The following is a 24,284-nucleotide window of genomic DNA, read 5'->3' as shown; positions in this document are numbered from 1 at the left end:
CAGGGCCGCATTTCGCCCCACAAGCCTGCAAAACGGATCGTTTCTGGCGTTTTGGCGCAATGAACAAAATTAGGCTTTTCATCCTCCCTTCGCTGCAGTACCGAGCCGCATCCTTCACGATTTACCCCATCCGGCTCAGAGTGAATCATCAGCATTTAGTCTGTCAAATTAGAGAACGTTTCAAACCCCGAAAAGTTCCATTCCGGCGGAAAAATGGGAAATCCGGACTAAGAGCTTCCACTCGTCCGGATTTCGTCGGTTTATAGCGCTTCTTCCCGCTCGGTTGCCCGCTGTTCCTCATGATGGCGGAGCGCTTCTTTTCCAATTAGAACTTCACAGCGATGGATCGGAAGTCCCTGTTCGACAAATTTCTTCTCATATTCCGTCATCACCAAATCCTCGCGCACTCCTTCTCCGTGCAGATCGAGCGAGATATTCCGCATACGGAGGTTCGTGTCCGCGAAGGAGTTCAGGGAGTATTCGAACAGCGACCGGGAATCCGTCTTCAGATGGATTTCACCGCGTTCGTTGAGGAACCCGGAATACTGCTCCAGGAATCCCGGTGCCGTCAGTCTTCTTCTTGCATGGCGCTTCTTCGGCCAAGGATCGCTGAAGTTGAGATAAACCCGCTCGACCTCGCCTTCCGCGAACACCTCCGAAATATGCGAGATATCCAGAAGCGCGAGCGCCAGATTCCACTGTCGCGGCTCTTCATGTAACGAGCGAGCCTTATCCGCTGCCCGGCGCAGCAGCTCGTCATACCGGTCGATGCCGATGAAATTGATCTCCGGGTTGCGCCGGCTCATCTCGCTGATAAAAATTCCTTTGCCCATGCCGAGCTCGACATGGATCGGACGATCATTCCCGAAGTGCTCCTTCCACTTTCCCTTCAGCTGCCGGGGATCCAGTACGATCAGATCGTTCTGCCGTTCCAGCTCTTCGCGAATCCCTTTTCTTCCTCTAAGTCGCATCCGTTCGTTCCTCCACCTTGCCTTATTATCTACCAAAGGATAAGCCATCGACCCGGAAAATGCAAAGCGAAAAACCAGCGCCCGCTAAAGCCCAATTGGTCTTTGTTCCATCGAAGAATAACAAAAGCCCCCGCAGCGAGCGCAGGGGCCATCATGGGATGAGTTGCATCGGTTAGTGGGTTTCGAGAAGAGTCTTGTCGAGAGAATCCAAAACCCGTTTGCGGGCATCGGTGCGGAGATGCGGATCGTCATTGAACCGGTAGCCACCGAGGGCCATCGCTTCCTTCACCGTCAACTCCACGGTTACCTTCTTTTCCCCTTGGGGAATTGCGACTTGAACAGCCATGCTGGTTCACTCCTTCACTATAAGTGGAATCCGAAAGACGGGCGGCGTGAAAGAACATGAAGTCGGCAACAGGAGGTACGTTTTCAACGGGTCCGCTGAACGCGCACCGGTTATCGGGATATCATTTCCCTACATTTGTAATATAACATATCATGTGAGATAACTCAAGTAAAAATGCCCGGTTTTCCTGAAAAAAATCCACTTCTCCCCTCCGGAATTTACGGAGAAAAGAAGCGGATTGTCCCCTTAAATCTTGTTGTGCGAGCGGTCATCCACCGTGCGCTCATTGCGGCTGCGCATCCCCGCAAGACCGAAGAGGCCGAGCAGGCCAAGCCATCCCCAGTTGCTGCCATTCGTCGCTGCTCTTGCCCGGTACGTATTGGTGCGGATACCGGTGCCGTAGGGATTCGTCCCGTACGTGGTGTAATTTTGTCGGTTATAGGTGTTGTACGTTCCCGTCACCCCATACCCGCCGGCAGGAGTCGGAGTCAGACTCGGGCTCGGGCTATACCCATAGTTGTGGTAAACACCGGTTCCGTAGTACGGAGTTGCAGCAACCGTCCCAAGACCAAGACCGGTCATGCCAGCGCCGTTCCCCGTATAGGCTGCGTCGTTTCTCAGAATACCGGTTGAGGCGTTCGTCACGTTCTTCACCGGATGAGCTGCCGTCCCCTCCGCGAAGGCTGCGCCGGCTCCCATCACCGCAACAAGCATAAGAAGCATTAGAGCCAAACCGAGCTTTTTCAATGGAAAACCCCTTTCTTCAGAGTGATTTTTGGTACGCGTTTATTGTTCACCGGAGGGGGCCTGTTTATCCGACCAACCGAACCAGTCCACCCGGATTCCCAACGTCCCGCTCTGCATTCCGGGTTCGCAATTTATGCGGTTTTCCGCTAAAATGGGGAAAGCGAACGGCTTCATTCCATACCCAACGAGCCTACAGGAGGAACCCATGCCCACGGACACGCAACAACCGCTGCTATGGAGCGGCAAACGGTTCCACACCTGGAATCATGAAATGCGCGAAACCTTCGGAACCAAGGTGTTCAAGGTCATGCTGGATGCGGGATTCACTTGTCCTAACCGGGACGGCCGCATCTCCATCGGAGGCTGCACCTTTTGCAGTTCACGGGGATCGGGAGATTTCGCCGGGCGGCGCAGGGACGACTTGGTCACCCAGTTCAATTCCGTCCGCGATCTCCAGCACAAGAAGTGGCCCGAAGCGAGTTATATCGGATATTTCCAGGCCTATACCAACACGTATGCGCCCGTCGATGTGCTTCGGGAGTATTTTGAAGCGATTCTTGAGCAGCCGGGCGTCGTAGGGCTTTCCATCGCAACTCGTCCGGACTGTCTGCCGGATGATGTCGTCGAGTACCTGGCGGAGCTTAATGAACGCACCTATCTCTGGATCGAAATGGGCCTGCAAACGATTCACGAATCGACATCCACGCTCATCAACCGCGCTCATGACACCGCTTGTTTTATCGAAGGGGTCGAGAAGCTGCGCCGTCACGGCATTCGCACCTGCGCGCACATCATCTATGGGCTGCCGGGCGAGGACCGCGAAATGATGCTTGCGACCGGCAGAGCGGTTGCGGACATGGATGTGCAGGGCATCAAAATCCATCTGCTGCATCTCATGCGCAAGACCCCCATGGTCAAGCAATATGAAGCCGGACTCCTGCGTTTCCTGGAGAAGGACGAGTATGTCGGCCTCATCGCCGACACCCTGGAGATGCTCCCGCCGGAAATGATCGTTCATCGACTGACCGGCGACGCTCCCCGCGATCTCTTGATCGGGCCGATGTGGAGCTTGAAGAAGTGGGAAGTCCTGAACGCGATTGACGACGAGCTCGAGAAGCGAAACACATGGCAAGGAAAAGCGTATGCTGGGAAAGGCTGATGAAGAATGGGATTCGTATCGGTTCTGGCCTATGCCCAGAAGCTAGTCGGGGAACGACTGCAGCCGGGTGAGATCGCGGTGGACGCAACCGCAGGCACCGGGGTAGACACCTTGTTCCTGGCACAAAAAAGCGGACCGCGCGGAACCGTCTACAGTTTCGACATTCAAGAGGAAGCACTCAACCGAACGCGCGAGCGGCTGCAAGGCCAACCGGGGCTGTCGGAGGTCAGACTGATCGCCAAATCGCATCATGTAATGAAAGAAGCCGTCGAACCGGCCCACCTCGGGAAAATCGCCGCCGTCATGTTCAACCTTGGCTATCTCCCCGGTGCGGACAGCGGCGTCATCACGCTTCCGGAAACGACGCTTCCCGCGCTGGAAGCGGCCTGCCGCTTGCTTCGCAGAGGCGGGGTGCTGACAGCGGTGCTCTATCCCGGACATGCCGGCGGAGGCCAAGAGGCCCATGCCGTTCAAGACTGGGCAGAACAGCTTCCAGGCGCGGAGTATGAGGCGCTCACTTACCGGTTTGTCAATCGGGAGGCAACCGCGCCCTATCTGATCGGGGTCTCCAAACGCAAGTAACCCTATTTCATCCCATAGTCGGAAAGGCGGAATGTACACATGAAAGCATACCCACTGAAGTTTAAACCCGAGATGAAGGAACGGGTCTGGGGCGGCCGCGCCCTGGAACAATTCGGCTTCGAACTGCCGGAAGGCCGCATCGGCGAAGCCTGGACGATCGGAGATCACGCCAATGGCACGACTCAAGTCGTCGGCGGAGAGCTAGACGGTCTCGGTCTCAATGAAGTGCGCGAACAATACGGCGCTGAATTCTTCGGCAGCAAGGGCTATTCCAAGGATGCTCGGTTCCCGCTCCTGATCAAGCTGCTCGACTGCCAGGACGACTTGTCCGTGCAGGTGCATCCGAACGATCATTATGAGAAGCTTCCCGCCGGAGAGCTCGGCAAAACCGAAATGTGGTACGTCCTTAGCGCGAAGCCGGGAGCGAAGATCATCTACGGCCTGAAGGACGGAGTCGGCCGCGCCGAGCTGGCGGAAGCCATCCAGGAAGGGCGCATCATGGACAGCCTGCAGGAAGTGCCGGTTGAGGCGGGAGATTCCTTCTATATCCCGGCCGGAACCGTTCATGCTCTCTGCGCCGGCGTGCTCGTCGCCGAAATTCAACAAAATTCCGATACTACCTATCGTCTGTACGACTACAACCGCCCCGGTCTCGACGGCAAGCCCCGGGAGCTGCATATCGAGGACTCGCTCAACGTCATCGCCTATGAAGGCTCTGGAGCAACCCGCCAAAAGACGAACGGCGCGACTCCGAACGAATGGCTGGAGCTCGCCCATTCCCCCTATTTCATCACTGAGAAGGGTGTCGTTACCCAAGCTTGGGAGCTTGCGACCACTCCGGACACCTTCACGATCCTCGTCATTTGCGATGGCGCTGGCAAGCTTGTCTGGGAAGACGGGGAAGCTGTTCTGGCTCCAGGCGAATGCTATCTGCTGCCCGCCTCGCTTGGCGCATACAGCCTCGACGGAAATATGACCGTGCTCCGCAGCTATTTGCCGTAAACGGCCCCGCGTGAAACAAAGGCTCGACAGAGCGACCTCACGGTCCCTTCTGCCGAGCCTTTTTCGATTTAATCCTTCTTACCGCTGACCTTCCTGCCGATCTAACGGTGGAGAATCCCCTCAAGAAGATTTACCAAAGATCTTGAAGAAAAATACAAGTACATGATAATGTTTAAGAAAATGGTAAGAGAGAGGAGAAGCCGTCATGAAGTTGAATAGAAAACCATCCCTTCGTGAAATTTGCTCCATGCAAAGTCTGTATGATGAACAACAGCGGTTGTTTGTATGGAGCCTGCTTTCCTTAACCGCTGAATAAATCTTGATATCGTTTGTTATATAGGCTTTGCACCCTGCCATCGAAAGGTGATGAAGGAGGAGCGAAGCTTATGAAATATGTTTCCGCAAGTGATGTTTTACCCGATGATTTACTTCTTGAAATCCAAAAATATGTTCAAGGTCAGATTCTTTATATCCCTTCTCCAAGCAGGAAAAAGTGGGGACAAAAATCGGGTCAGAGAAAATTTCTTCTGAAACGAAACACAGAGATCCGGCAATTATTCCAACAGGGTATGGCTCTGGATCAACTTTCAAGTTCATTTTGCCTGTCCCATGACAGTATAAAGAAAATCGTTTATCGTACAAAGAAATAGCAAAAAGGCTCGCGTGCAAGGAACACGAACGTGAGCCTTTTTGTTGTGCAAACATAGGTAAGTATATTCTTTGCCTATCTTCGGTTCAATTCTTTTCCTACAATTGAACTGATCATTAGAATACAAGGAGGCTTACTCAAATGCAGATCACTTTAGACAAAATAAAAGCTATATTTGTAGAGGAGTTAAGAGAGAATTTAGTTGGACTCTATCTTCATGGTTCTTTGGCAATGGGATGTTTTAATCCTTCAAGGAGCGATATTGATCTATTAATTGTCGTAAAAGAACCATTACCGACCTTATCCGCGAAACAGCTATCACACAAGATTCTATCGCTGCGTGATGAAATCGAGAATGGGATTGAATGCAGCGTAATCTTGGAGGCTGCTCTACTTGAGTCTGTATACCCGACACCTTGTGAGTTTCATTTCTCCGATTATCACCGTGAGCAGTATCGCGCAAATGAACATTATTTGATAGGGGGCTATGAGGATCAGGATCTAGCTTCTCAAATAACGGTAGCCTATCACAGAGGCAGGACCTTATATGGAAGACCACTTGCAGACCTTTACCCACCGATAGACAGTCAACACTATCTTGCTTCCATCCTTCACGACATCGAAGGTGCATCCGATGCAATTATGGAGAACCCTCTGTACCTGACATTGAACTTATGCAGAGTGCTTTATTTCATTAGGGAAGGCAAAATCTCATCAAAGAAAGAAGGGGGGATATGGGGGGTAGAGAACGTACCTAATCCGTATCGAGATCTGGTTCAATTTTACTTGAATGAGTATACCGGAGTGAGCACGGATAATTATGGTAATCCATCTCAACTTTCAGCATTTGCCGAGTATATGCTAATGGAAATAAAAAAGGAGCTTTCAAAGGTGTAATGATCGACGAAGAAACGACTAACTCGTCTTGAATTAGTCGTTTCTTTGAGTGATTCCGTGTTTGTAGCTTAAGCTTACAGCTTCGCCACTGGCCTCAAGACTTGATAGCCCAAGCCTTCAGGATAATGTCTTTGATAGTCCTGACACACATCTTCATTCCATTTGTATCCCATTGTGGAAGGGTCAAACGTCCATGCCAGGCTCTCGACTCGGCTCATGACTTCTCCGTTATCCTTCAAATAATGAAAAGGCGGATGGGAGAACACAAGGTAATAGCTTGCGGCAAACTCGCGCATGTCAAAACCCTTGGGAATTTCACCCTCGTACTCGAATGGCACACCAAGACCGTAGAAATAAGTTTTCTTGCCGTCCTTCCAAGTCCATCCCGCAGTATGAGCAGTTACTACAGGATGACTGATATGACCCATGCTTTCAACCAATCCCGTAATTAAATCGCAATCATGGCCTGCCCATAGTTCCCCATAATTCGTTGAAGTGTTGTCGTATACTCCAATGTATTTGTGTGCAGGAATGTACTCTATACGGATACTAGCGTCTGTTAAAATCGTTCGGCTCATTGTCGATTCTCCCTTTCCTTTATAGTGTTCGGGGAAGAGTACAGTTTGTTTGATGGACAGAGGCAATGGCCGGGGATTTTTACGGAATACATACGGTGTACATCCATATGCGGTAACAAAAGCCCGGGTGAACGCCTCCTGCGAAGAAAATCCATATCGGATTGCGATATCGAGTATGCGCTCGTTGGAGTCTCGGATGTCCAGCGTTGCGAGGCAGAGCCGTCGCCCTGCCATATAGCTTTTTAATGTCATGCCGGCAATCTTGTGAAACTGCGTCGAGCAATAATAAGGGGAATACCCTATCTGCTTTGACATATCTAATAGCGATGGGTTTTCCGTGACATGGTCCTCAATCCAGTCAATCATTTTTTGGATCGCTTCGTTCCATTCATACAATCTGTTCATCTCCCTTGTATCCATCATACGGAAAAGCAAGAACGAATTTATGATCTAAGTTGTGATGTTTATTCTCAATAGTCGAAGTTTACGTCATCAACATGGCAACAAGGCCATCGAAGTAATCGACGGCCTTGTTGCCAGTGATTAAACTATCGTTACCCATTAAGTTAATGATTGACATTAGGATGTTCAGCTTAAATTTAGAAGATAAGTGTATTCGACCACATTGATGGTAAAAGACACATATGGGATGGACATTTTTGCAATTTTATGGTTCTTTGTAAGATTGCTTCTATAATTTTTTTATTGGTACCCAAACCTCATATCTATGTCCGTTTTCGGTATCGGAATATTCTCTTTCGATTAACTTAATTTGACTACCGGATTCGTCATATCTTATATAGCCGTCCGGTATTTGTACGTTATCCGCATATCTGTTGCATTGTCCATTCCCATCTTCCCCGACAATTCTTTCATGTTCGGATAACCATTCATGAGTAACGACAAGAAATTCACGCGCGGGAAATTTCATTAATGTATACCCTTCAGGTGCTTCGTCTATTCCTTCAACGATTTTACCGATAAAATAAACATCGTATTCGGGATTGTTATTATGCCATATGTTCATAGGGCATGGCTCTTTTTGATAGGGTTCGATTTTATCAAATCCGCCAGCATTAAAAAAGTTTTCCCATATTTTTTGAAAATCCGGGTTTTGAAGCGAACTTTCCATACCCAAAAAAAGAAACTCATCGTGCTTCATTTGAAATACTTCGATTGTCGGTTTACCCATTATTTTAACCTCCAGCACATTAGTTAAATTTTCTATGTTGGCATTAACGGATTACCTGAGCTTTTAAGCAATGCAAACTCGATTCCTTTATTGACCGAATTATGTAATCAACATTAACCTGATATCACGATATTGATCTCCCAAAATCTAAGGTCGTAATGTTAAAATAAGGTAATTTTATCGAATAAGAGAACATCCCCTTCCTATTTGATTAATAATTATTTTATTTCTCTAAAAATGTCATTTTTCCTTTTTTTGCGACTATCTTGCCTGTTAGCTGAATGATTGTATCAAAATTCGACTCTTCGCGTTAACGCTTTCAGCTTAAACGAAAAAAAACTGACGCTGTGCAAGCCGTCAGTTCTTTTCCTATATGATTCATTCATTCGTAACTTGTCGTTTGTCCATATTCCTTGCGCGGCGCACGAGAGATGGTGTTCGGCAGCTTCCATGCTTTGCTCGGCCAGAAAGCATAGCGGCCCAACAGCACTGTGATAGCCGGAACCAGGAAAGGCCGGACGAGGAAGGTATCCAGAAGCACACCGAGCGCCGTGATGAGTCCGAATTGAAGCAGAACCTGGATGGGCAGGTTGGTCAGGACGGCGAATGTGCCTGCCAGAATGATCCCCGCGGATGTGATCACCGATCCCGTCTCTTTGACGCCTTCACTGACCGCAGTCCGTAAAGGGACTCCCTTTCGCGCCTTTTGCCAGATGCTGGACACCATAAAGATGTTGTAATCCTCACCTAGCGCGACGAGGAAAACGAAGGTATACAAAGGAATGGCGCCCTGAATCGCATCCACACCAAAGCCGTAGTGGAGGATGAGCCAACCGAGGCCGAGTGCCGAGAAGAAGGAAAGCAGCACCGTCCCAACCAAGTAGAGCATGGCGATAATGGAGCGCAGGTATACGAGCAGCAGAAGTGCGATAAGGCCGATGACAACCGGCATGACCGTGAGCGAATCTCTTCGCGTAACTTCTTCCGTATCGTGCTGCTGGGCGGTCTGTCCGGCGATCCATACATGTTCATCCGCGGTGGGAACCCCAGCCTTGGTCAAAGCTTCGACGACCGCCTGACGAATATCAGGAATATGCCCCATCGCTTCATAGGAATAAGGGTTAATCGCTAGCTCCAGCTCGTAGGCGACGATTGTCGGATTGCTCGCACTCTCCTTCGGATCGGAAACGCTAGCGACATAAGGAAGCTTGGCGAGGACATCGCCCACCTCGGTCGCCTTCCCCTCCGAATCCACCATCACTTGGACGGGAGCCAGCGAACCGGGGTTGAATTTCTCCCCGAGAGTGGCAAAACCTTCGCGCGACGGCATGTCGCCTGGAAAGGAGGAAAGGATGTCATAGGTCACCTTGATTCCAGGCGTGAAGGCCGCAAGACCGACAAGCAGAACGAGCGACAGAACCGTCACGGCCACAGGCTTCCCGGTTACGAGAGAACCGATAGCTCCACCGAGCTTGCCGGTTTTACGTTCCCGATACAGCTTCCCCTTGCGGCGTGCAAGATCCTTCCTCATCGCCTCGGTTCGCGGAATGACAGGGAAAAAGGATCCTCTGCCCATGATGGCGAGAAGGGCGGGAACGAGGGTTAGGCTCGCCAAGCCCATGACCAGAATCGACAGGCTGAATGGAATCGCAAACCGGTGGTAAGCCCCGTAGTGCGTCAGCAAAAGGGCAAGTAAGGATAACACAACGGTCAATCCGCTCATCGCTATGGCCCCGGCGGAGCCCTTGATGGCCCGAGCGAGAGCCTTCCGTTTGTCAGCCTCAAGCGTCAAATAGGTTCGGTAGCGCGCGACGAGGAACAGACAGTAATCCGTACCGGCACCAAAGAGGAGCACGGTCATGATCGAGATCGCTTGCGAGTCCACCACAATGATGCCTTCCTGTGCCAGCTTGCCGAGAATGGGGCTGATCAGACCGTAGGCGAAGCCGACCGCAACGATCGGAATGAGCGCGAGCACCGGCGAGCGGTAGATGAATAACAGCAGAACCAGGACGAGGATCACGGTGGCGATAAGCAGCGAGACATCCGCATCCTTGAACAAGCCGGTAGCATCGACGGCGATTCCGGCTGGCCCGGTAATCCGTGCGTTAAGAAGCTCCGGATCTCGGCTGGCAGCGGTGAACGGATCGTCGGCAATTGTGGTTTTGACACTGGCCGTCAGCTGCTCCAGCCCTTCCTTGAGTTGGTCGCTGTCCAACCCGTTTCGGAAAAGTACAGGCATGACCAGCGTGCTGCGGTCCTGAGACAGGCTGCCCTGCATGGCGGGAAGCGGCAACAGGTGATAAGGAAGGACGGATTGCATACCCGGCGCAGGCTTCTCGGTCAAGGCTTCCGTCACCTGACGGATGGCGGCCAGGTCATCCTCGGTGAGTCCTTTCTCGCGATTCCACACCACGAGAGCCGGAATGCCGTCTTCTCCAGGAAATTCTTTGGCGGCTATCTCCTCCGCGATGACGGAAGGCTCTGTTGCCGCCAGGTTCTTCGCTCCGTCATTTTCTTCCTTGGACACGGATGGCCAGATGAGGGTCAGCACGCTAATGAGCACGATCCAGAGAAGAACGATCACCCAGCGCGACTTGGGACCTGCCACCCCTCTGCTCAAATGGTCCAAAAAGGACTTATTCGTTTGTCTGCCAGCTTCTTCGTTTTCCCATTCCACTTGGATCATCTCCCGTCAGGTGTTCTTTCTGCTCCGCGCACGCTATAATAAAGCCGTAACTTGGACAAAACCCTCCCAGTGCTGGAAAGGGTGTTAAAGGTCGATTTCGATTTTTATTATATATACCAGTAGGTTAATTATCAAGATAAATAATAATTATTCTCATTTACAAATATGTTAAAAATGGAGTACAAGCCTATGAACAAACCCTCGAAACGTCAACCCGGACGCCCTAAAACATCGGATACCTCCCAGAACGTAAAGGAGCAAATTCTTGCGTTGTCCTCTCGGTTGTTTATGGAGCACGGATATGAGAAGGTTTCTCTTGATGCCATTGCAGACGCCTGTGGAGTGACCAAAGCCTCCGTCTATTACTACTTCCATAACAAGGCGGAGTTGTTTACAGCCAGCATCGTCATGCTCATGGGAAACGTCCGCCACCAGACGAAGCTGATTCTCGACCGTCCGGGCAGTTTACCGGAGCGGCTGCGAGAGGTCGTGCGAGCTTACTTACAGGTTCGTCATAGCGACTTTGAAAGCATGCTTCGGGAGGTCCGCCCCCATGTGACTGATGAACAGATGGCGGCTATGCGACAAGCGGAAGGCGGCATCCACGAACTGATGGCCGAAACATTCCGGGATGCGATGTCCAAGGGAGAGATTGGAGAAGCAAACCCGCTCTTTCTCTCCCATGCCTTCTCTGCGCTGCTCATGATCGGAGGGCGCGAGCTGGAGACGAGCCCCTTCTCCTCTCGCGAAGAAGCCGCCGATGCCATTGTCGCCTTCTTCTGCAGTGGCACCCATGCGCGTGATTTGATGGAATAGAAAGCCCCGACAGGAACGCGGAGAGACCATTCCACGCCCCAGCGGCAAGCCGTATGAACGAGAAGCGCTAGGAAAAGCAAAAGCGCTTTTGGTTCGTATACCAAGAGCGCTCTCGTTCTATGCTATTAAATTCGGTGAAGTCTCGACGCATTCAGCAGTCGGTCTTATCCAGCATAAATGTATAGCATTCCGCTCGTTCCCGGCCTGGCGGGTAGACCACCAAAAGCACGGTACTGCGCGATGAATCCACTCTCTTATCCCGCCGGTACAGCTCCAGATCGAACGGCAAAACCTCCACCATCGCATGCTTTGACAGATCCTTCGATAATAGCCCGAGTCCGGTCGCTGCTCCCTCCTGCCCCTCGATTTCCTTCGAGGAACCAAACGGCCCCGTGAATCGTTCCGGATGCTCCACCGCGAGCTGAATCGAACTGGTGTGACGTTCCCTACCAGACCGGGATTCCCACCAGATCTTGCGCGGCTTGTACTTGTGGCCGAGGTAATAATCCAGCTTCATGAGCCCCTCCGCCACCTCGAGAGGTTCTGTGCCGCGCGCAGCGAGAAACTGGTACAGCCTTCCGAACAAATCCTCCAGTTGATGCCCTGTCGTGCGCCAACCCTCCGCCGCCGCATAATCCCCGAACTCCTGGAAAAAATCGAACGGAGTCGCAAACACCTGCTCAATCAGGAAGGTGACCGAATAATCGAGTCGATGATCGTTCCAATACTTCTCGAGCATATCCTCCGTCCGTTTGATCCGCACGATATCCGCAAAGGGCAGCACCTCATTGCCAAGAATCTCATAGGGCGGATGATCCATATAGACGTATCCGTATTTGTCGGCTTCCCGGCGCAGGCCCGTTCCGCGCAGCATTTTCAGGAAACCGAGCTGCAGCTCTTCGGGACGCAGAGCGAATACATCGTTGAAGGTTTTTTTGAAGGAAGTGTAATCCTCGCCGGGCAGCCCCGCGATCAAATCCAGATGTTGATCGATCTTACCGGATTCCTTCACGGCGTTCACCGTACGGCACAGCTTCGCAAAGTTCTGCTTGCGCTTCACAAGCTCATTCGTCGTCTCATTGGTCGACTGCACCCCGATCTCAAATCGGAAGATCCCGGGCGGCGCATTCTCCGCAAGGAACTGCAGCACTTCCGGGCGCATGATATCAGCGGTGATCTCAAACTGGAACACGCAACCCCCGTGGTTCTTGATGAGAAAATCGAACATTTCCAGCGCGTAGTCGCGTTTGATGTTGAAGGTGCGGTCGACGAATTTGATCGTCTTAGCTCCATTCTGCACCAGGTAGAGAATATCGGCTTTCGTCCGTTCGATATCGAAATAACGCACACCCGTTTCAATACTCGACAGACAAAACTGGCAGTTGAACGGGCAGCCGCGGCTCGTCTCGAAGTAAACGATGCGGCTTCCGAGCTCAAGAGCATCGTCGGGAAAGCGGTACGGAGAAGGGATATCGTCCAAATCAAGCTTTACCGCAGCCGGATTCATGCGGATATGGCCGCCATCTCGGAAGGCGATTCCGTCGACCTTGCTCCACTTCCGCTCATCTCGAATTTGCCTGAGCAAGCCGCGAAACGGCTCCTCCCCTTCTCCCATGACGATAAAATCGACCGCCGGCGACTTTTTCAGCCAAATGTCAGCATCGTAGGAAACTTCCGGTCCACCGAGTACGATGAGCACGTCGGGAAACACCTTTTTGACCAGCTCAACGATTCGAAGCGTCTCTTCGATATTCCAGATGTAGCAGGAGAAACCGAGAACGTCCGGCCTTCTGCCGAACAGATCGGTGACGATGTTCATCGTCGGATCTTTAATCGTATATTCCGCGATCTCCACGGGAAACTCTTCGCCGCAATAAGCCTTGAGAAGCCTGAGCGCGAGGTTGGTATGAATGTATTTGGCGTTTAGAGTTGCGAGTACGACGTTCATAGAAGCGTCCTTTCTTAAGAGACAAATAGAGAGCTCTTCTATTGTAGCAAAAGGCGCGCCGTTCACAAAACCAAACATAGCTAGACTCCAAAAAAGAAAAAGAACGGCAAAAGGCCGTTCCGTTTCCTTTAGCGTTCAGTGGCTCTCGTTGCAGCCGAATAAATAATCCCTTACGGTTTCAATGGGATGTAATAGCACATTTCCGCATCAACGTCGAGCTCCACTTTATAAACCTCAATCAGGTTCATGTGATAAGTCTCTTCACCAATCTTGATCTCAAAGCAGGAGCTGTCCCAATCCACGATAGGAGCCACCTCATCCAAGTGCTCAGGCAGCCAAACCTCTTTTAGAAATTCCGTGGCGATAACCATCGCATCACCAGGCCCATCGGAGCCTCCCACCAGCTCCTCCTGAGACGGGGCTCGGAACGTAATCGACGCAAACCGTTTCAATCCGGTGTCGATTCCGATCAGCCCTTCGGGAAGCTCGTCCAGAGATTCAACCTGACAGCCGAACAAGTAATCGTAGCTCTCGCCAAAACTTCGAGATATGCCCACTTCCGTATAGGGAGCATATCGATCCATCATAAGAGCCTTATATTCGTCATGGAACCTTCCAATATTCGCGAAATCCGGATACAGGCTATAGGGAACGCCTGCCATCTTGAAGCTGTCCGGATATTCCACATCATCCATTCGATACTCGATCGTTTTGTAGGTTTGGTAGGGGGTTGCCGCTTTCTGCTCAAACACTTGGATAAGCTCTGGCTTTTCTCCAGGACCGTACCCTTCTGGGTTGTTATTTGCTTTTTGGGCTGCATTCATTGATTATCCACCTCGCATTTTATAGGAATCTAACCCATTCCTAGACAGCTTATCGATCTTTGGGGACGATGTATTATTGTTTTCTGCCATTTTCAGATAGGATCGCACGATGATTTGATTTCTTTCCGTACCCACCGAGACATCGTAGAGGGTGAAGGCTTGTCCATCCTTCTCAAATCCGTTCTCCTCTACCCATCGCCGTAAAAAATGCTCATCGTCACTGCTTGTACCGTAACAATCACCTTCCAAAACCGCATAGGTGCCGCCAGGAATCGGTAATAAAGAGATGCTCCCATCATTCGGAATATAGCGGCTCTCGTTGATCATCACTCCGCATGTGCAGCGGTCCCCTTCTTTTGAGACATAGTATTCTTTTTGGGTCTGCAGCAAATAAGGATATTGCTTGGATAGGAAATCCCCCAAAACCTTCGCCGCCGCTTTCTCCGCATGAGCACCTTGCTGAGTAGAAGCGAGAACCAATCGATCCTCACAGGTCGTCATCCCGATTCGATGATAGTGAGCGCGAAGCTTGATCGGTAGGTGCAGGACGAGCTTCTGGACTTTGCTTTTTTTGATCACGTACTCTTCAAAATAGACCGAATCGCCCTGCTCAAACATGCTGTTCTTCATCCATTGGCTGTATAGATACTCCCAAGCGTCGTTAATCTCGGCTTCGTCATTTTTTACGATTGTTTTCGCGTACATCGAGGTGCCAGGAGGTTTTAGGGAAGAAAAGATAAATTCCGACTTTCGGATCTGCTCAAGGAGCGCTTCCGAATACTCCACCTGCAGCTCGTAACAAAATTGCCTCCCGACTTGCTTTTCATTCCTACCGAATAGCCTTCCTTTATACTCTGGAATGAGGGATAAAAAATAGGCAACGGCACGGTTCTCGATCCCCCTTAACTGACGATGACCATATTGGATCGAAATCATTTGGGGAAGTGCCTCGGATTTAACCTCGATTTGCATAAAACGTTCCGTATTGAATATAGGAAAAAAATAATGATCGGAGCGATTCTTGTACGCTTTTGGAGTCGTGCCTAAATAGGTTTTAACGGTTTGACACAAAGCAGCCTGCGAGCTATACCCACATGTGTAAGCAACCGCTGCTGCATCCATTTCGGAATTCTTGAGTAAGCTTAAGGCCTTTGACAACCGCCGTCTGCGAATGTATTCATGGACAGAATGACCGGTCAGGCTGTAGAAATCACGATAAAATTGTCGAGGGGAAACACAGCAATCGAGAGCAATTTGTCCCACAGCCACTTTGTCTGAAAGGTTGTTTTCGATGATCGTGATCGCTTTTTTTAAGTATTGCTTTTTATCCATCGTTTTCTCACCTCCTTCTATTGTAATAAATCACCATTTTCTCAACAAGCATCTTTTCGAGAGCGCTTACGTAGATGAATGGTCCCTTCGAGCGAGATTTCCTTTCACAAAAAGGGAAACCCGGCTGCGCATGGATGCGAGCCGGGCTTCTTGAGATAATCGGATAGCTTCTCGTTGAGACGCGAGCCGCTTATTTCGGGTCGATCTTGGCTTTGAACTTTTGGACTCCGTCGACAAATTCCAGAACGACGGCGGATTTGACCGGGTCATGAGTATCGTTCAGCGTTACAGTACCCGTTGCCAGCTTCAAATCCTTCGTTGCGGCGAGAGCATCCTTCAGCTTGCCGGAGTCGGTGGAGCCGGCGCGGGTGATGGCGTCTGCCAGCAGCTTGACGGAATCGTAGCCGAGAGCAGCGAGAGCATCCGGCGTCTGGTCGCTGTACTCTTTCTTGTAGGCGGAGACGAAATCTTGAATTTCCTTGGAGGTATCATCCGGCGCATAGTGGTTGGAGAAGAAGGTGTTGTTCAGCGCGTCTTTGCCGGCGATCTCGACGATTTTGGGGGAATCCCAGCCGTCGCCGCCGAGAAGCGGAACCGTGATGCCAAGCTCGCGAGCTTGCTTGACGATCTTGCCGACTTCTTCATAATAGCCGGGGATGTAGATGGCTTCCGGGTTTTTCGATTTCAGCAGGGTCAGCACGGCTTTGAAATCGGTATCCTTCTCCTGGAAGGATTCTTCCGCAACGATTTTGCCGCCTCCCTTTTCGAAGGTTTCCTTAAAGAATTTTTGCAGACCTTTGGAGTAATCGCTGGACGAGTTGACATAGATCGCAACGTTCTTCACCTTCAGCTCGTTCAAGGCGAAATCTCCCATGACCTGACCTTGGAAGGGGTCGATGAAGCAGGCGCGGAAGATGTAATCGTACACCTTGCTCGTGCGCTCATCTACCGTTACCTTGACGGCGGTAGCGGTCGGCGTAATCATCGGGATTTTCTTCTCCTGGGCAACCGGTACGGCGCCCATCGTGTTACCGGTCGTTACCGGACCGACGAGAGCGATGGCTCCGTCCGCAATCAGCTTCTGAGCAGCGCGAGTGGCTTCATCCGCTTTGGAGGCGTTGTCCGCTTCCAGAACCTTCAGCTTGCGGCCGAGTACGCCGCCGTCGTCGTTGATCTGCTTGACGGCCAGCTTCACGCCGTTCAAAGAGGAGTTACCGAAGGAAGCGACACCCCCGGTCATTTCAAAGTTGGCCCCAATCAGAATGTCCCCGCTGTCGCTGGCCTTTTTGTTACCGCAGCCTGTCGTTCCGATTGCCAGAACGAGCGCAGCCGCCAAAATCGAAGCTTTCCCAACCTTCATACGGTATCCTCCCTTATCCCCCTAATTATTGTTAATGGCCCAAATAAGCCAACTTAACCTCTTCCGCAGCGGACAGCTCCGCGCCCGTACCGGACAGAACGATCTTGCCTGTCTCCACCACATACGCCCGATGGGCGATCTTCAGCGCCTGATTGGCGTTCTGCTCGACCAAGAGGACCGTCGTCCCGCTCTTGTTGATCTCCTCGACCACTCGGAAAATCTCTTGAACGAGCATGGGGGCAAGCCCCATGGACGGTTCGTCCAAGAGCAGCAGCTTCGGGCGGCTCATCAAGGCGCGTCCGATGGCCAGCATCTGCTGTTCACCGCCGGACAGGGTCCCGGCCTGCTGCTTGCGGCGTTCCCCGAGCCGCGGAAAGCGCTCATATACGCCTTCGATATCTTTCTGCACCTCTTTGTCCTTGCGGAGATAAGCTCCGAGATCGAGATTTTCCTCCACGGTCATGTTGGCGAAGATCCGACGGCCTTCCGGGCAATGGACGAGCCCGAGGCTCACGATCGACTGCGCGGAGCAGCCGGCGATCGGCTTGTCGAGGAAGCGAATATCCCCGGTTTTGGGCTTTAGCAAACCGGATATCGTCTTGAGCAGCGTCGATTTGCCGGCACCGTTGGCGCCGATCAGGGAGACGACCTCCCCCTCGTTCACTTCAAGAGTGATGCCTTTCAGGGCGTGGATCGCCCCATAATACACATCCATGTTGTCGACTCTGAGCATGCTGATTTAGGCCTCCTGTCCGAGATAAGCGTCGATGACGGCCTTGTTGTTGCGGATGCGTTCGGGAGTTCCTTCGGCGATGAGCTTGCCTTGGTCCAAGACGTAAATGCGGTCGCAGACCCCCATGACGAGGGACATGTCATGCTCGATCAGGAGGATGGTCAGATCGAATTCCTCACGAATCCAGCGGATCAGGTTCATGAGCTCGCGGGTCTCCTGCGGGTTCATGCCGGCTGCTGGTTCGTCGAGCAAGAGCAGCTTCGGCCGGGCGGCCAAGGCGCGGGCGATCTCCAATCGGCGCTGGGCCCCGTAGCTGAGGTTCTTCGATTTCTCATGCTTATGCTCCGAGAGGCCAAAGATTTTTAACAGCTCGTCGGCCTTCTCTTCGATTTCCTTCTCTCCCTTGGAGAAAGCGGGAAGGCGGAAGAGCGAAGACCATATGGAGTATTTAGCATGCTGGGTATAAGCAATCTTGATGTTTTCGGCGACTGTCATCTCTCCGAACAGGCGGATGTTCTGGAAGGTGCGGGCCGCTCCCTTGTGGCAGATCTCATAAGGCTTTTTGCCTCCAATGGACTGTCCGTTCAGGGTGATTTCGCCTTGTGAGGGTTCATACACACCGGTTAGCAGGTTGAACAAGGTGGTCTTGCCGGCCCCGTTCGGTCCGATCAGGCCGATCAGTTCCCCGGAGCGGAGCTCAATGGAAACATCGGTCAGGGCCCGGATGCCTCCGAACTGACGGCTCGCTTCCTTGACATTAAGCAGAACGGCTGGCGATATCATGCGGTTCCCCCTCCTTCTTCTTCAAAAACGAAAGCGAAAATTCTTTCGTACCCAAAAGACCGCCGGGGCGAAAAATCATCATCAGAACAAGCGACGCGGAATAAATGATCATGCGAAGCTCGGGATATGGCTGCAGTAGAGTGAACAGCACGGTGAGAACGATTGCCCCGAGAATGGCGCCGCTCGTGCTACCGAGGCCGCCGAGCACCACCATGACGAGAATCTCGAACGATTTCATGAAGCCGAAGCTGGAAGGGCTGATGACATAGAAGAAATGGGCTGACAAGCCGCCGGCAATCCCGGCGAAGAAGGCGCCGATCATGAACGCGATCACCTTGTAGGTGGTGGTGTTGATGCCCATCGCTTCCGCGGCGATCTCATTCTCCCGGATGGCGATGCAGGCTCTGCCATGCTTGGAGCGAATGAAGTTCTGGATCATGATGACGCTGACCGCCGTGAACAGGAACAACCAGATCCAGGTCGTCTTATTGGGAATGCCGCTCAGTCCCGCAGCTCCTCCTACGTATTCCGTATTAAGGAAAGTGATTCGGATGATCTCCCCGAAGCCAAGGGTGGCGATCGCCAGATAGTCTCCCTTGAGCCGGAGGGTAGGAATTCCAATCACCGCTCCACAAAGTGCCGCGGCACAGCCGCCGATGATGAGAGCAAGAGGAAACGGCACCGAAAAATCGAGCGTCATGATCGCGGAAGCATAGGCGCCGACGGACATGAACCCCGCATGGCCGAGAGAAAATTGACCGGTGATGCCGTTGATCAGATTAAGCGAGACCGTGAGGATGATGTTGATGCCAATCAGAACAACCGTGGACTGAAACACGTCTCCCATGGTCTCGGTGCTGAGAAGAACCTGAATAACGGCGAAGAGAACGAGAGAGCCGGCGAGAAACAACCAGAAGGAATTGAGCTTGCGCAGGATCGCCATGGGTTACACCTTCTCCCTGATGTTTTTGCCGAAGAGTCCGGATGGCCGGAAGATCAGGATCAGGATCAGCACGAGGAAGGCGACGCCGTCGCGCCACATGGAGAAGCCGTTGGCGGATACCTCCGTCTCAATCGTTCCGAGCAGCAAACCGCCGACGAGTGCGCCGGGAATGCTGCCGATTCCGCCGAGAACGGCGGCAACGAAGGCTTTCAAGCCGGGCATGATGCCCATGAGCGGGTCGATGGAGCTGTAGGTCATGCCGAAGATTACGCCGGCTGCCGCTGCGAGTGCCGAGCCGATGGCGAAGGTGGCGGAGATCGTCCGGTCGACGTTGATGCCCATCAGCCGTGCGGCTTCCATGTCGTAAGAAACGGCCCGCATCGCTTTGCCGGTCTTCGTCTTGTGAACGACGTAGACCAGGACGAGCATCAGGATGATGGTGGCGAGCAGGATCATCACCTGATTGGAATCGATCTGAATGTCTCCATATAGATGAAAAGTTTTTTTGCCGATGATGCCGGGGTACCCTTTGGCCTGAGGGCCGACAATAGCCATCATGACGTATTCGAGGAGGAAGGACATGCCGACGGCCGTGATGAGGACTGCAATCCGGGATGCCCCGCGAAGAGGACGGTAAGCGAGACGTTCGATCAACACACCGAGTATGGAACTGAAGAGCATCGCAACAATGAGAGCCGTGAGAAACATCGGAACGGGAGGGAGGAATTTCTCGAGGATTTGCGTCGTATACAGACCGACGAAGCCCCCTACCATGAAGACGTCGCCATGCGCAAAGTTGATGAGCTTGATGATGCCGTACACCATGGTGTACCCAAGAGCGATCAGAGCATAGATGCTGCCAACCGAAATTCCGTTGATTAACTGCTGAATGTGATAATCCATCAGGCACCCTCTCGATTCTTTGTCTGTGTTTGGTGTTACCGCCACGATGCTTTAGCGTACCAGAAAGGTTGATTTTAATGTTATTTATAGTAACACGAAGAGGTAATCACTTCTAGATAGAAGCATGAACAAAACGTGAACTGGGCTCATAAAAAAAACGGTATATACTAATAAAAAATTCCAATCATTGGTCATTTTCAGAAAACGCATTCAATCGAAAAAATCCTTATCTATCAAGGAAAAAGAAAAAGCCCCCGCAGAATTCCTGCGAGGGCTCATCATTCACTAACCTTTGGTAAGTGCGGATTTCATCTGAAAAATAGCTACCCCATTCATGTGATCTACATGTTAGGTTTCCCTGTGTTTCGTGATCGTTTCTCGAAAATGACTTGCGCTATTTCGTTCACCTCATCGATGGAAGGCGATACCTCTCCATAGCGGACGGCGCTATACCGTTCTGTCAGCTTCACAGCTTGAACGTTCCCTGCCGTTTTCCCAGATAGCTCCCGACCCACTTCCATCGGAGTCATATCCGGCTTGGCGGTGTATCCGCCCTCTTCGGCTTGCCTGAGCATGAGGCGATAGAGAAACCTCATCTTCTCCTTATTGTCGGTGAGCTCGCTCCAGCTTTCTTTCCTCTGCAGCTTCCGGCTGAACCAATCCTTAACCCGAGTGAGCAGCAGCCGGGGAGTCTCGGAGAGCTCCAAAAGCGACTCCTTCTCATCCACATATCCGGTCGACTCTTCCGGTGAACCTCCTCCGAACAAACGGGCGATCCATGCCTTCAGTTTGGCAAGGGCCGCAGGGAACTTCTTCCCTCCGAGGTAGAGGAGATAGACGAGCGCAAGCGCTAGAGCTGCCAAAGCTAGATAAGTGACGATCTTCTCGAACACAGCCCAAAAAGGATGCGGTGGATTCGATTCCGGAAGCATCGGAAGCTGCTGAGGCTCAGCAGGGGGCGCGGGTGCAAGCTCGGCCGGTGCATCAGGCAAAAGCCACAGATAGAGGTGCACGAGCTGTTCCCAAACGTTGCGCGCCCCTTCCCGGATGACGCGGCTGATCGGGGTAATAAAGCCTGCTACAATGGCAATCCCGAACAGAAGGAACGCCCACATCCGGTTCTTCCAGAGCATCGAGGACCATGCTCCGCCTTCCCGTTGCTGATTCGCATAGAGCAGATTGGCGCGGCTGATCTGCAGAAAGACGATGCCGAGCGAAACGATTCCCGCAGCGTTCAAAAAAGCTCGATCCGCCGTCAGCAGCGGCAAAAACCGAACGAACAGCGGCAGCAAAAAGTAGCCGAAGAGTCCAACCACAGCCACGAGCGGTTGGAAATACTCATGGACATTCGTATAAAACAGCCTTCTTCCACGAAATGAAAAGAGAAAGCCGTAGAAAGCAAGGAAGCCAGCGGCGTATGGCTCGGATAGAAGGAGCCATCCCATGATGGCGGAAATTCCGAGCATGGAGGCAATCTGCACAAGCGATCTCCAGAAGCCAGGGCGTCCAGCAATTATCCAACCTGCGAAAGCACAGACGGCATAAAGTGTTACAACCTGAACCGGAATCAGCCCGTTCAGAGCGAGGAAGCGTTCCTGAAAAGCATAGGTGAGAAAGAAGACCACCGGCAAAAACAGGAGAATCTCGGTTCCAAGCTGTTTCAGCGCAGCCGGTGCTTGTTTCCGCTTCAAGTTCTGCCCCTGGTCCTGTTCTTCGGTCCCCCATTCGTTCGCAGACGGTTTACTGCCCATCCTCTTCCCCTCTTTTCTCCGTAAGCGGCGTTGGTTCCAAGTGAATGCGGCTCACCGAGTTCCCCTGCGCCTCCAGCTGACGCATCCACTCCCGCATGGCCGGCGACACATAGGCACTCAGAAGCACATAATCCGTGTGCGCGGTACCGCGAAGGACCTCCTGCTCCAGCAGGACATCCATCGGCTCGCAGCGCTCCACCACCAGCTTCGCCATCGTTTCCAGCAGGAGCGTGAGATGCTTCGCTCCACCGTCCGGTCCGATATGGACGGCCTGCTTGTCTCCATCGATTAGCCAGCCATTCGTTCCGAAGCCGACCGGAATACCGCGGCTGATCGCATCGTTCGTAAGGGTGGCCGCAATCGACAGCGCCCGCTCGATCATCGCCGGGTCGGTAACGGCCGCCCACATGTGTTCGCTGACCTCCATATTGACGAGGATGACGATCCGCGGATCGGCGGTGAAATCCCGCTCATGCACCTGCAGCCGGCCGCTTCTCGCGGTCGCCTTCCAGTTCACGCGGTTCAAGGAATCCCCATAGCGGTATTCGCGCACCCCGCTGACGAGGAAGGGATCGTCCACCACCCAACGGCGAACCGTAACATCCCCCTGGAAGCTGTTGGAGCGGATCTCCACCTCATCCAATGCGATGAAGCGGGGATAAACGATCAGAGAGGTCGGCGCTGCCACCGGTTGAACCGCCGCGCGCATGCCGAGGAGATCGCCGGCCGTCATCGTCGCGCTGTTCAGCCGGTAGTATCCTCTCGCTTCACAGGTAATCTTGTGAGAGCGGACAATCCGGGTATACGGCATGAGGCTGAAAAGGCTCTTGTGATTCTGGTAGAGCTGCCCGCTCGACATGTCCAGGTTCACCTGTTTGTCGAACCGAAGTCCCGCCGGGATCATCGACTCCATGCGGAGCCAGGGAAGCGGCAGCAGCTTCCGGTTGGTGAGGTTCTCCACCAGCTCCACCTGCTCGCCCGCATAGCAGCGAGACTGGCTGAATTCCCGGGAATAGGCAAGATGCTTAAGCGCCCTTTTACGGAATAAAAGCGCTTGCAGGAAGATGACGGCTCCTGCCGCCAAGAGTAACCAGCTGATCCCCATCGCAGCAGCCTCTAGTGAATCCCGGTTTCGGCCGGAACCACGGTATCCGCAACAATCCGGTCAAGAATCCGGTCCGCTCCGCCCGCTTGTCCGTTCATGCGATTGCGGAACACAAGCCGATGGGCGAATACCGGCTTCACGAGTTTTTTGATGTCATCCGGCAGTACATAATCCCGTCCGCGGATGACTGCAAGAGCTTGGGCGGAGCGCAGCAGCGCTTGGGTTCCGCGTGGGCTTACTCCGAGCGAGAGCTCCGGATGAATGCGTGTCTTCTCCGCGATCTCCACGAGGTAGCGAAGAAGATCCTCGCTGACCCGCACGCGGGAATAGGCCTGTCCCGCCGCGACAAGCTGACTCCGATCGGCAACAGGCCGGACGGACGCGAGCGGGTTCTGTTCTTTGAACCGGATCAGCAGCTCGACTCCCTCTTCCGTGCTCGGGTAGCCCATGGCAAGCTTCAGCAGAAACCGGTCTAGCTGTGCTTCCGGCAAAGGAAAGGTTCCTTGGTTTTCCACCGGATTCTGGGTAGCGATGACCAAGAACGGGTCGGGCAGCGCCCGGGTATCTCCATCCACGCTGACCTGACGCTCCTCCATCGCCTCCAGCAGGCTGGACTGGGTGCGCGGAGTTGCCCGGTTGATTTCATCGGCCAGCAGAATATGGGCGAACAGCGGACCGGCGCGAAATTCGAATTCCCCACTCTTTTGATTGAAGAAGTTGATCCCGCTAATATCCGAGGGCAGCAGGTCTGGCGTGAACTGCACGCGTTTGAAGCTGCAATCGAGCGAGCGGGCAATCGTTTTGGCGAGCAGCGTCTTGCCCGTACCGGGCACATCCTCCAAGAGGACGTGGCCGCCGGTGATCAGCGCGATAAGAATAAGCTCGACGGCCTCTTCCTTGCCGACAATGACTTGTGCCACATTATCGCGGATGCGATCCGTCAAGCCGCGAATTTCATGAAGTTCCAAGGGATA

The 24,284-nt window shown here is 52.6% G+C and carries 23 protein-coding genes; 6 read left to right on the top strand and 17 right to left on the bottom strand.

Translation table 11 applies throughout. From position 1 onward, the window contains the following. Positions 1-260: 260 nt before the first annotated feature. The 3 genes from trmB to BN2684_RS07570 form a co-directional block, all read right to left on the bottom strand. Positions 261-971 (bottom strand): tRNA (guanosine(46)-N7)-methyltransferase TrmB, encoded by a 711-nt coding sequence (gene trmB / locus BN2684_RS07575; RefSeq protein ID WP_058301532.1) that lies wholly within the window; start codon positions 969-971, stop codon positions 261-263. Positions 972-1,143: 172 nt separating this feature from the next. Continuing rightward, positions 1,144-1,317, bottom strand: coding sequence for a hypothetical protein (locus tag BN2684_RS24710; RefSeq protein ID WP_187385756.1), 174 nt, complete (start codon positions 1,315-1,317; stop codon positions 1,144-1,146). Between the two features lie 246 nt (positions 1,318-1,563). After that, positions 1,564-2,064: a WGxxGxxG family protein gene (locus tag BN2684_RS07570; protein ID WP_058301531.1), complete on the bottom strand. Its 501-nt coding sequence runs from the start codon at positions 2,062-2,064 to the stop codon at positions 1,564-1,566. 205 nt (positions 2,065-2,269) lie between these two features. Between BN2684_RS07570 and BN2684_RS07565 the strand changes: the two genes are divergently transcribed. The 5 genes from BN2684_RS07565 (at position 2,270) to BN2684_RS07545 (ending at position 6,353) form a co-directional block, all read left to right on the top strand. Further along, positions 2,270-3,223, top strand: a complete 954-nt coding sequence (locus BN2684_RS07565) for a tRNA modification radical SAM protein MnmL/YtqA (protein WP_058301530.1) — start codon at positions 2,270-2,272, stop codon at positions 3,221-3,223. Between the two features lie 6 nt (positions 3,224-3,229). Beyond that, positions 3,230-3,805 (top strand): tRNA 5-(aminomethyl)-2-thiouridylate-methyltransferase MnmM, encoded by a 576-nt coding sequence (locus tag BN2684_RS07560; RefSeq protein WP_058301529.1) that lies wholly within the window; start codon positions 3,230-3,232, stop codon positions 3,803-3,805. 39 nt (positions 3,806-3,844) lie between these two features. After that, positions 3,845-4,807: a type I phosphomannose isomerase catalytic subunit gene (locus BN2684_RS07555; protein ID WP_058301528.1), complete on the top strand. Its 963-nt coding sequence runs from the start codon at positions 3,845-3,847 to the stop codon at positions 4,805-4,807. Positions 4,808-5,193: 386 nt separating this feature from the next. Further along, positions 5,194-5,457 (top strand): CD3324 family protein, encoded by a 264-nt coding sequence (locus tag BN2684_RS07550; protein ID WP_058301527.1) that lies wholly within the window; start codon positions 5,194-5,196, stop codon positions 5,455-5,457. Between the two features lie 140 nt (positions 5,458-5,597). Further along, the gene (locus tag BN2684_RS07545; RefSeq protein WP_058301526.1) at positions 5,598-6,353 is read left to right on the top strand and encodes an aminoglycoside adenylyltransferase domain-containing protein; all 756 of its coding nucleotides are present in this window, start codon (positions 5,598-5,600) and stop codon (positions 6,351-6,353) included. A 74-nt stretch (positions 6,354-6,427) separates the two neighbouring features. On the opposite strand, the gene BN2684_RS07540 is transcribed toward BN2684_RS07545, so the two are convergent. From BN2684_RS07540 to BN2684_RS07530, 3 genes are all read right to left on the bottom strand, one after another. Continuing rightward, positions 6,428-7,336: an AraC family transcriptional regulator gene (locus tag BN2684_RS07540; protein WP_234340183.1), complete on the bottom strand. Its 909-nt coding sequence runs from the start codon at positions 7,334-7,336 to the stop codon at positions 6,428-6,430. A 286-nt stretch (positions 7,337-7,622) separates the two neighbouring features. Then, positions 7,623-8,123 carry an effector binding domain-containing protein gene (locus BN2684_RS07535; RefSeq protein ID WP_058301524.1) on the bottom strand — a complete coding sequence of 167 codons (501 nt, stop codon included), beginning with the start codon at positions 8,121-8,123 and terminating at the stop codon, positions 7,623-7,625. A 382-nt stretch (positions 8,124-8,505) separates the two neighbouring features. Beyond that, complete coding sequence (locus BN2684_RS07530; RefSeq protein ID WP_082651818.1) at positions 8,506-10,812, bottom strand: MMPL family transporter; 2,307 nt, start codon at positions 10,810-10,812, stop codon at positions 8,506-8,508. Between the two features lie 189 nt (positions 10,813-11,001). On the opposite strand from BN2684_RS07530, the gene BN2684_RS07525 reads away from it, so the two are divergent. Then, positions 11,002-11,628, top strand: a complete 627-nt coding sequence (locus BN2684_RS07525; protein WP_058301523.1) for a TetR/AcrR family transcriptional regulator — start codon at positions 11,002-11,004, stop codon at positions 11,626-11,628. A 151-nt stretch (positions 11,629-11,779) separates the two neighbouring features. On the opposite strand, the gene BN2684_RS07520 is transcribed toward BN2684_RS07525, so the two are convergent. From BN2684_RS07520 to BN2684_RS07470, 11 genes are all read right to left on the bottom strand, one after another. After that, the gene (locus BN2684_RS07520) at positions 11,780-13,576 is read right to left on the bottom strand and encodes a B12-binding domain-containing radical SAM protein (protein WP_058301522.1); all 1,797 of its coding nucleotides are present in this window, start codon (positions 13,574-13,576) and stop codon (positions 11,780-11,782) included. Between the two features lie 170 nt (positions 13,577-13,746). After that, on the bottom strand, positions 13,747-14,400 hold the full coding sequence (locus BN2684_RS07515) for a hypothetical protein (RefSeq protein WP_058301521.1): 654 nt from the start codon (positions 14,398-14,400) through the stop codon (positions 13,747-13,749). Positions 14,401-14,403: 3 nt separating this feature from the next. Continuing rightward, positions 14,404-15,732 (bottom strand): helix-turn-helix domain-containing protein, encoded by a 1,329-nt coding sequence (locus BN2684_RS07510; protein ID WP_058301520.1) that lies wholly within the window; start codon positions 15,730-15,732, stop codon positions 14,404-14,406. Positions 15,733-15,922: 190 nt separating this feature from the next. Beyond that, a complete protein-coding gene (locus tag BN2684_RS07505; RefSeq protein ID WP_058301519.1) occupies positions 15,923-17,092 on the bottom strand; it encodes an ABC transporter substrate-binding protein in 1,170 nt (389 codons plus the stop codon). Positions 17,093-17,123: 31 nt separating this feature from the next. Beyond that, positions 17,124-17,825: an ABC transporter ATP-binding protein gene (locus tag BN2684_RS07500; RefSeq protein WP_058301518.1), complete on the bottom strand. Its 702-nt coding sequence runs from the start codon at positions 17,823-17,825 to the stop codon at positions 17,124-17,126. Between the two features lie 6 nt (positions 17,826-17,831). Continuing rightward, positions 17,832-18,608: an ABC transporter ATP-binding protein gene (locus BN2684_RS07495; protein WP_058301517.1), complete on the bottom strand. Its 777-nt coding sequence runs from the start codon at positions 18,606-18,608 to the stop codon at positions 17,832-17,834. Beyond that, a complete protein-coding gene (locus BN2684_RS07490; protein WP_058301516.1) occupies positions 18,583-19,551 on the bottom strand; it encodes a branched-chain amino acid ABC transporter permease in 969 nt (322 codons plus the stop codon). Before BN2684_RS07490 ends, BN2684_RS07495 begins: the two co-directional genes overlap by 26 nt. A 3-nt stretch (positions 19,552-19,554) precedes the next feature. Continuing rightward, positions 19,555-20,454 carry a branched-chain amino acid ABC transporter permease gene (locus BN2684_RS07485; protein ID WP_058301515.1) on the bottom strand — a complete coding sequence of 300 codons (900 nt, stop codon included), beginning with the start codon at positions 20,452-20,454 and terminating at the stop codon, positions 19,555-19,557. A 341-nt stretch (positions 20,455-20,795) separates the two neighbouring features. Then, positions 20,796-22,205 carry a DUF4129 domain-containing protein gene (locus tag BN2684_RS07480; protein WP_058301514.1) on the bottom strand — a complete coding sequence of 470 codons (1,410 nt, stop codon included), beginning with the start codon at positions 22,203-22,205 and terminating at the stop codon, positions 20,796-20,798. After that, positions 22,195-23,310 (bottom strand): DUF58 domain-containing protein, encoded by a 1,116-nt coding sequence (locus BN2684_RS07475; RefSeq protein ID WP_058301513.1) that lies wholly within the window; start codon positions 23,308-23,310, stop codon positions 22,195-22,197. The genes BN2684_RS07480 and BN2684_RS07475 overlap by 11 nt, the downstream gene beginning before the upstream one ends. A gap of 11 nt (positions 23,311-23,321) precedes the next feature. Then, positions 23,322-24,278, bottom strand: a complete 957-nt coding sequence (locus BN2684_RS07470; protein WP_058301512.1) for an AAA family ATPase — start codon at positions 24,276-24,278, stop codon at positions 23,322-23,324. Positions 24,279-24,284 lie beyond the last annotated feature (6 nt).

This window comes from Gorillibacterium timonense (assembly GCF_001457415.1).
In the GTDB taxonomy this organism is placed as follows: domain Bacteria; phylum Bacillota; class Bacilli; order Paenibacillales; family NBRC-103111; genus Gorillibacterium; species Gorillibacterium timonense.
This window is presented reverse-complemented; position numbering and strand designations above follow the sequence as displayed.

Excerpts from the sequence above, each read along its gene's own strand:
- trmB (WP_058301532.1), bottom strand. The coding sequence starts at position 971 with ATGCGACTTAGAGGAAGAAAAGGGATTCGCGAAGAGCTGGAACGGCAG.
- BN2684_RS24710 (WP_187385756.1), bottom strand. The coding sequence starts at position 1,317 with ATGGCTGTTCAAGTCGCAATTCCCCAAGGGGAAAAGAAGGTAACCGTG.
- BN2684_RS07565 (WP_058301530.1), top strand. The coding sequence starts at position 2,270 with ATGCCCACGGACACGCAACAACCGCTGCTATGGAGCGGCAAACGGTTC.
- BN2684_RS07560 (WP_058301529.1), top strand. The coding sequence starts at position 3,230 with ATGGGATTCGTATCGGTTCTGGCCTATGCCCAGAAGCTAGTCGGGGAA.
- BN2684_RS07555 (WP_058301528.1), top strand. The coding sequence starts at position 3,845 with ATGAAAGCATACCCACTGAAGTTTAAACCCGAGATGAAGGAACGGGTC.
- BN2684_RS07550 (WP_058301527.1), top strand. The coding sequence starts at position 5,194 with ATGAAATATGTTTCCGCAAGTGATGTTTTACCCGATGATTTACTTCTT.
- BN2684_RS07545 (WP_058301526.1), top strand. The coding sequence starts at position 5,598 with ATGCAGATCACTTTAGACAAAATAAAAGCTATATTTGTAGAGGAGTTA.
- BN2684_RS07540 (WP_234340183.1), bottom strand. The coding sequence starts at position 7,336 with ATGAACAGATTGTATGAATGGAACGAAGCGATCCAAAAAATGATTGAC.
- BN2684_RS07535 (WP_058301524.1), bottom strand. The coding sequence starts at position 8,123 with ATGGGTAAACCGACAATCGAAGTATTTCAAATGAAGCACGATGAGTTT.
- BN2684_RS07530 (WP_082651818.1), bottom strand. The coding sequence starts at position 10,812 with ATGATCCAAGTGGAATGGGAAAACGAAGAAGCTGGCAGACAAACGAAT.
- BN2684_RS07525 (WP_058301523.1), top strand. The coding sequence starts at position 11,002 with ATGAACAAACCCTCGAAACGTCAACCCGGACGCCCTAAAACATCGGAT.
- BN2684_RS07520 (WP_058301522.1), bottom strand. The coding sequence starts at position 13,576 with ATGAACGTCGTACTCGCAACTCTAAACGCCAAATACATTCATACCAAC.
- BN2684_RS07515 (WP_058301521.1), bottom strand. The coding sequence starts at position 14,400 with ATGAATGCAGCCCAAAAAGCAAATAACAACCCAGAAGGGTACGGTCCT.
- BN2684_RS07510 (WP_058301520.1), bottom strand. The coding sequence starts at position 15,732 with ATGGATAAAAAGCAATACTTAAAAAAAGCGATCACGATCATCGAAAAC.
- BN2684_RS07505 (WP_058301519.1), bottom strand. The coding sequence starts at position 17,092 with ATGAAGGTTGGGAAAGCTTCGATTTTGGCGGCTGCGCTCGTTCTGGCA.
- BN2684_RS07500 (WP_058301518.1), bottom strand. The coding sequence starts at position 17,825 with ATGCTCAGAGTCGACAACATGGATGTGTATTATGGGGCGATCCACGCC.
- BN2684_RS07495 (WP_058301517.1), bottom strand. The coding sequence starts at position 18,608 with ATGATATCGCCAGCCGTTCTGCTTAATGTCAAGGAAGCGAGCCGTCAG.
- BN2684_RS07490 (WP_058301516.1), bottom strand. The coding sequence starts at position 19,551 with ATGGCGATCCTGCGCAAGCTCAATTCCTTCTGGTTGTTTCTCGCCGGC.
- BN2684_RS07485 (WP_058301515.1), bottom strand. The coding sequence starts at position 20,454 with ATGGATTATCACATTCAGCAGTTAATCAACGGAATTTCGGTTGGCAGC.
- BN2684_RS07480 (WP_058301514.1), bottom strand. The coding sequence starts at position 22,205 with ATGGGCAGTAAACCGTCTGCGAACGAATGGGGGACCGAAGAACAGGAC.
- BN2684_RS07475 (WP_058301513.1), bottom strand. The coding sequence starts at position 23,310 with ATGGGGATCAGCTGGTTACTCTTGGCGGCAGGAGCCGTCATCTTCCTG.